Here is a 6,617-nt window from a genome sequence, read left to right as displayed (position 1 = left end):
GTTTTGATGTTTGCTTTCGGGCTTGGGACTATTCCTATGCTGGTTGCTACTCATGGAACAGTCAATTGGATACGCCATCATATTGGACGTCTTCGCCTACGACAATTGAATGGCGCAATTATGGTGATATCCGGACTGGCCGTTGTCGCTGTACCAATGGTCATGGCGAATATGCATGGACATATGGATCACGGACATATGGATCACGGACATATGGATCACGGACATATGGATCACGGACAAATGAACCATGAGCAAATGAACCATGAGCAAATGAATCACGAGCAAATGAATCACGAGCAAATGAATCACGAGCAAATGAATCACGAGCAAATGAATCACGAGCACTGACAACTAAAGAATCTGGCTCTGCCTCTAGCGCTTGTCATCATTTAGATCGCGAAGTCTAAAATGATGAGTGCAGGCTTAAGAGCAAAGCTACATAACCAATTATTAAGGATTCACTAATGAGTAGACAAAGTCAGAAACCAAAAAATTCTCAGCATTACTTTACTGTATGGCGTTGGCACTTTTATTCAGGGATTTTTATTGCCCCTTTTTTAATCATTCTTGCTTGTACTGCACTTGGCATGTTGCTGATGTCTAATACGACTGGCCGAGACAACGATCGCTTGACCATTACCTCACAGTCCACGGTACAAATGCCTGTTTCAACTCAAGCCAAAACTGCGCTTGAGAGTGTTCCTGATAGTACGCTTGTAAAATACATTGCGCCCCGAGAATCAAACACAGTTGCTCTCTTCCAAGTAAGATCAGAGAATCAAGATAACATGGTGGCTATTGATCCTTATACTGCAGATATTGTTAAAAGCATACCGACGCAAAGTAATTTATATCACACTTTCGATGCGATTCATGGTGATTTACTTTTAGGAACAGTAGGTGATTATATCCAAGAAACCACTGCGGCGTTAACCATCCTAATGATCCTAACAGGTTGGTATTTGTGGTGGCAGAAACGTAAGTCTATCAAGGCAATGTTAGTACCTGATAATGATACAAGTCTGAAAAAAAAGCGCTCGTTTTTTCGAACCATTCACGCCACATTAGGAAGTTGGATATCTATTCTACTCTTATTTTTCTGTATTTCAGGCATGGCATGGGCGGGCATTTGGGGTGGAAAAGTTGTTCAGGCATGGAGCCAGTTTCCTGCGGGCAAATGGGGCGTGGCTCCTGTACCTATATCCATCGATCCAAGTCAACCACATGCTTATATGGATATGAGTGGGGCTAAGCCACACGTTCATGGTGCAGATAGCGCACCGACACATGGTAGTGTATTGAATACTGGTAAGACAAAAGAAGTGCCTTGGGTACTTGAGCAAACACCAATGCCCATCTCTGGCACGACGAAAGGAGAGAATGGTATTGCACCTAACATACCTATCAACGTAGATACGGTAAATCAGTATGCCCGTGAGATAGGGTTTAGAGGCCGTTATCATATAAATGTACCACAAGACGACACAGGCGTTTGGACACTCAGCCAAGACTCCATGAGCTATGATATGCATAGTCCAATGGCTGACCGTACCGTACATATTGACCGCTATTCTGGTAAAGAATTGGCAGATATTCGCTTTGATGACTACAATGCGTTTGGGAAATTTATGGCAGCTGGTATCGCCATACATATAGGGACACTTGGATGGTGGAGCGTGCTTGCTAATGTACTGTTTTGCTTATCCGTCATCGGTATTTGCATTAGCGGTTATTTAATGTGGTGGCAGCGTCGACCTAGCGCTCAAGAAGTGGCTGGTCTAAACCCACCTGCGCGTGGTAGTAAGAGATCAATACCTAGCTGGTTTACGATCGTACTAATTGTCGTAGCAGTAATCTTCCCAACGGCAATTGTTGCTATCATGATAGTAGCCCTACTAGACTTCTTAATTATTAGCCGTGTCTCCTTCATAGAAAAGTTATTGAGATAAAACATTAGCAATGCATGCCACCAGACACCTGCTTAATTAACTGGGCGACATACGTAAGCATAGACGACAGAAAGAAGAATATAATAGCCTAAGCAGCAATAAGCCTAGATCAAATAGCGGCATTAAAAGCGCTGTTATCTGATTTAGGCTTATCCAGTGCAACTTTTAAAGCTTACCTAATTTCTTATGATTGTAATAAGTTCTTCTGGAAATACCTAAATCTTCCCAAGGTTTCAGTGTTTGCTCTGACGTAGCTAAAGGCTTGCGCTTAGATACCTTACCGCCTTTACTACCTTTAAGCGCCTGACGATAGATAAACTCGTTATAGTGGTAGGCATCACGCTTCCAACAGTACTTAGCAATGCTTTTAGCAGTCGCCTTAATTTCTGAGTATGGTAACGGCTCTAAGAACATCATATTTGCGCTCTGAGCGTGTTTAAGTACTGAACTGTACCATTGCTCCCATGTCTTACCTCGATGCTCTCTAATAGCAGAATAAGCCCAATGGCGAACGGTATCAAACAAGGAGCAGTTCCTACCAAGTCCATATTCTTTCTCCGAGTCTGTTAACGGTCTGAGATCAACAAACTCTGCTAAATAATTTAGCTCGTAGGCTTCTTTTGTCCATACTTCGGTACGCCAATGCTCGTGCATCGGGTTTTTAGTGATGAAGTTGGTATAGCCGACGTCTGCGCGAGTTGCTCTAACCAATCCTGCTTGTATCTTAGCAAGATAGTCTAAGGCTTTACGACTGCCATGCTCACTGGTGCAAACAGGTGTTTTTAGCTCATAGACGATATGAGCGTGTCCGTTTTCAGGATTTTGGCTTGTCCAGCGTGGCGGTGGTAGGTATTCTTCCGCCCAGCGCATTGCACCATGCTCATGATCAATATCAAGGCAAATTAAATGAGTCATGCAAGGGGGGTTGTGCTGAATATACCGCATCTTGACGGCTGTCTTTCGCGGACGAATGACAAGACCACCTAGATCATCGGTGCAATAAGGCTTTAAGGGGAGGTTTTCGTATATTTCCGGTAGTATTAACATCACGCACACTTGTGTTGGTGCGTCTGCTGATATAAAATGACCGTATCGAAAAAATGGGTTTTATATCTGCTGACACAGATTAAAATTCATCTAACCCCTGAAGCCTGCCAGCTTTGGGGGTTAGTCGTTTCTAGCACTTGAGTTTACGCTCTCATTCTTGTTTCGTCAATTAGCAATTTCCTTGTAAAGGCACGCCATTTAAGGCTTACAAAGTTGTACCTACTTTACGTTATCTGCCCATACTGGGGCCCGAATAAGACCGCTTAGGGCGCTGTTTTTCAAGCTCTTGCGTTATTTGTTTACTAATTTCGCTACAGTCTCTAACTCGCTCATCAATTTGCTCTGTGACTGCTTTATTGCGTTCTGTGAACTCTTTAGCTGCTCCATCGTACCTTCCAGCATCGTCTCTAATGCGCTCATATCGCTCGTTAACTCGTCTGCTGGTACTAATATACTCTGATACTGTTTCAAGGCTGTTGTGAGCTGCATCTGTGTGGTTGCGAGTTTGCTCAGTTGTTCTGCGATTATCATTTGCCCTTCTGTGTATTGCTTGCGATGATTCCACCAAGCTTGCTGCTCTTTCGTGTGCTTGCTCAGTGAAGTCTCTAATGTCTCGAACATGCTTGGTAACGCTTTGAGTTCCTTGTCTTGCGTTTCTGCCAATGCTGTCAATAATCGCTTCAATCTCTCGATGCTCTGCTCTTGGTAGTCGATAATCTCTTTCTGCCGCGCTATCGTGTCTGCGTTCGCTTGCATCGCTTGGCTGACTTGCTCTATCAGTTGTTTTTGCATGGTCTGTTATCCCAGTTTCATTCCAATCATGACGCCAAATCCCATCATCACTAAAGCGACAATCGCGCAGCCAATCACCACTACCCATGCTCGGTGTTGTATGAAGTCTAAGGCGTTGGCTTGATGTGATTGCATCGTTTGGCTTAACTCTTGTGAATACTCGCTCATCATCTGCGCTATCTCGGCTTTTTGTTGTTCTAGGCTTTCTGTCGTAAGGACTTGGACGCTGGATAGGTGAGTAGACAACACTGTGTTGATCGCTTCGTGATGCGTCTCTAAGCTCTCTGTCAACTTGGTTTGCTTCTCTTTTAGGCTCTCCGTGCCTTGTGTGATGATAGTCTCGCTTTCGGTCAAGCTCTTCATAAAGGACGCGTGTAGCTTCCCTAAGTCGTCCTGTAGCGTTGTCTCTATAAGTACTGCTGTCTCGTTCGACTGTTTCTTGAAGTTCTGGGCTAAACTTAAAAGCTCGCTCATATAATCCACCTGTTAATCTTATGTTTCTGCCACCGCTGGGGTTTTTAATAGATATTGCTTTGTCCGTTTCTCGTGCGATTTCAAACCCTCCGCCTTGGAGCGTTTGGATGACCTCATTGCGGTTAGTTATCAGTCCATTAGCCACCATACTTTTCAAGCCCTCTGTAATGGCTTCACGCGCTTCTTTGGTAGTTCTTGGCAAGTTGTCACGCTGCGCCATTAATCGCTTGCGTATGGGGTCATTTGGGTCTGATAAATCATAGTAAATGTTCTGTAGGTCTTTCCACGCATTGACCCTCGTTTTGTCTTGGCTGTGAATATAGGGCTGGAACAGTCGCCCATGCTCAAGATCAACATTGGCAATGACAAAGTTCAGCTCAAGCCGTCCTTTGTCTCTGTGCTCAACCCATGCAAAGCTCACCCGATCAACCTCTAAACCTGCGGTAATGGTTTCCTCAAAGCTATCCATGATCTCATTTTTTTGCTTAATTGTTAGATGGTCAGGGGCTTCTTCAAAGCTCAAGCAACCGCTGGTGTACTGGCGTTTAAACTCTAATGAGTCAATAAGTAACTTTTGCTGCGCCACGTCACCGCGCAATATTTCAGCATCAGGGCGATCCCCATCTTTGCCAAGTAGATAATCAAAGACGGCATTACCGCCGCCTGTACCATGACGAAAGAATTTAACGATCATCGCTCATTATCCTTTCAAGCTCGCTATCAAGATCGGCTTGTATTTTTACCAAGGTCATGAGTATCTCATTGTCTACTTTATTTCCTTGGTTTAGATGCTTGGCGACTTGATTAATGTTGTTACCAATCCATGCCACGTGACGCACCAATTCAGGGTCGGCTGTATGTATGATTTTTTTAGCCTTGGCTTTTGGCTGTTCGATCTTTTGGTTAAGTGCCAGCTGGCGCAAAAAGGTTGATGTGCCAAGCTCACCTGCTCGGATTTTTATCTCCGCAAATTCGGCATCAGTGAGGCGTATTTGAATGTGCCTATCTCTGATTTTCTTGGTAGGTTTTTCATCGCTCATGGGTGACGTCCGTAAGGTTTTTGGGGTTAAGGGGTTTCCCCTTACCGGCATGCCAAAATGAAAAGAAACGAAGTAAATTGTAATGACGGCATATGCTGGCTTATAATAAATTTAATTGTTTACATAACACTTGTAAAGACCTTATTCTTTATCTTAAAATAATGCTCTTAACAGTTTATGTACTATATTAGATTTTCTTTCTAGAGTTATTCAAATTGCAGAGTATTCATCCATAAATATTACCTACATAAAAGCAGTTGGTGATAGATGACAAAATTATGCTTATTAAGTGGCGAATGCTCAATCTACGACACTCATCCCCAGTAACATTATGGTTTGGCATGCTGCTTGCGTGCTTTGCTTGGATCATGCATGTCTCAATTTTGCTGACTCCTTTATGGGATGATAATGCCCATTTAGGTCACGGCATTTGTATTAAGCTTGCACCTGTTGTATCAACCGCTAAACAGTATGAGCAAATACAGGCTGATATTACTCATACATCACACAACATGCCTGATGATAGCGCAGCTTATCATCTGCACCATCATACTGCTCCTAATGCCTTAGCATCGACTTCAACAGCTAGATCAACAGCAAATACCAATGAAGAAATTTCGTCAAAAGAATTACATAGCAAACATAACGTTGAAAATTCTGATCAAGATGATATAAAACATCTCAGCTGTGACCTTTGTATCTCTATGTCTGCGGTGCTCGTGCCAAAAATGTTTGCACACACTGACTCTGCATGGTTTGAATTGCCCGCCGTATTAGTCACTTTTTTATATCACTCAACCACTCACTATTCTAATAATTTTTTACGGCCTCTCACCCGCGCCCCTCCTCAAGACATATTCAAATAACCTTAAACATTCATAGTTCAATATTTTATTGGTGCATTGGCACTTGCTATCAATCAACAAGCTTATTTATTGCTTTGATTGATTGGCTTGTACTCGCTTGCCCAAAACACGGCATTTAAAATACGGTGCCCCAAATATTGTGCTTGAAATGCTATTTATTTATATCAGTACCTATTCAGTAAGCACCTCATCTAAGCTGGTAAATGGCTTGGATAGCGCTTTAGTACAAAAAACTGAATGGCTGATCTTATTTACTTTATGTTTTAGGAGTCATTTTATGACTATGGGATTGTTAATTGCAGCATTGTTGATGGGGTTTTTTGGTTCACCCCATTGTTTGGGCATGTGTGGCGGGATCGTCGCAGCGTTTGGACTATCTATGAAAGACATCAGCCCAGCAAAAAAGCGTGGTCTTATTGCCACGTATCATCTGGGCCGATTACTCA

General features: G+C 43.0%; 7 protein-coding genes and 1 pseudogene. 4 read left to right on the top strand and 4 right to left on the bottom strand.

The features are described 5' to 3' along the window. Both EI162_RS12880 and EI162_RS12875 read left to right on the top strand, forming a co-directional pair. Positions 1-351, top strand: a pseudogene (locus EI162_RS12880) (sulfite exporter TauE/SafE family protein); the annotation flags it as partial. 116 nt (positions 352-467) lie between these two features. Continuing rightward, positions 468-1,952 (top strand): PepSY-associated TM helix domain-containing protein, encoded by a 1,485-nt coding sequence (locus EI162_RS12875; protein ID WP_192524723.1) that lies wholly within the window; start codon positions 468-470, stop codon positions 1,950-1,952. A gap of 165 nt (positions 1,953-2,117) precedes the next feature. On the opposite strand, the gene EI162_RS12870 is transcribed toward EI162_RS12875, so the two are convergent. From EI162_RS12870 to EI162_RS12860, 4 genes are all read right to left on the bottom strand, one after another. After that, positions 2,118-2,999, bottom strand: a complete 882-nt coding sequence (locus EI162_RS12870) for a replication initiation protein (RefSeq protein WP_192524722.1) — start codon at positions 2,997-2,999, stop codon at positions 2,118-2,120. A 291-nt stretch (positions 3,000-3,290) separates the two neighbouring features. Beyond that, positions 3,291-3,791, bottom strand: a complete 501-nt coding sequence (locus tag EI162_RS14950) for a hypothetical protein (protein ID WP_404814942.1) — start codon at positions 3,789-3,791, stop codon at positions 3,291-3,293. 6 nt (positions 3,792-3,797) lie between these two features. After that, the gene (locus EI162_RS14945; RefSeq protein ID WP_225736998.1) at positions 3,798-4,265 is read right to left on the bottom strand and encodes an MbeB family mobilization protein; all 468 of its coding nucleotides are present in this window, start codon (positions 4,263-4,265) and stop codon (positions 3,798-3,800) included. 683 nt (positions 4,266-4,948) lie between these two features. Continuing rightward, positions 4,949-5,305, bottom strand: a complete 357-nt coding sequence (locus EI162_RS12860; RefSeq protein ID WP_192524720.1) for a plasmid mobilization protein — start codon at positions 5,303-5,305, stop codon at positions 4,949-4,951. Between the two features lie 278 nt (positions 5,306-5,583). On the opposite strand from EI162_RS12860, the gene EI162_RS12855 reads away from it, so the two are divergent. Continuing rightward, positions 5,584-6,171: a hypothetical protein gene (locus tag EI162_RS12855; protein ID WP_192524719.1), complete on the top strand. Its 588-nt coding sequence runs from the start codon at positions 5,584-5,586 to the stop codon at positions 6,169-6,171. A 277-nt stretch (positions 6,172-6,448) separates the two neighbouring features. Continuing rightward, the coding region (locus tag EI162_RS12850) for a sulfite exporter TauE/SafE family protein (protein ID WP_192524718.1) at positions 6,449-6,617 on the top strand (169 nt) is incomplete at its 3' end.

The organism is Psychrobacter sp. FME6 (genome assembly GCF_014861365.1).
In the GTDB taxonomy this organism is placed as follows: Bacteria; Pseudomonadota; Gammaproteobacteria; order Pseudomonadales; family Moraxellaceae; genus Psychrobacter.
Note: the sequence above shows the minus strand (reverse complement) of the source record. Positions and strands in the feature narration are given on the sequence as shown.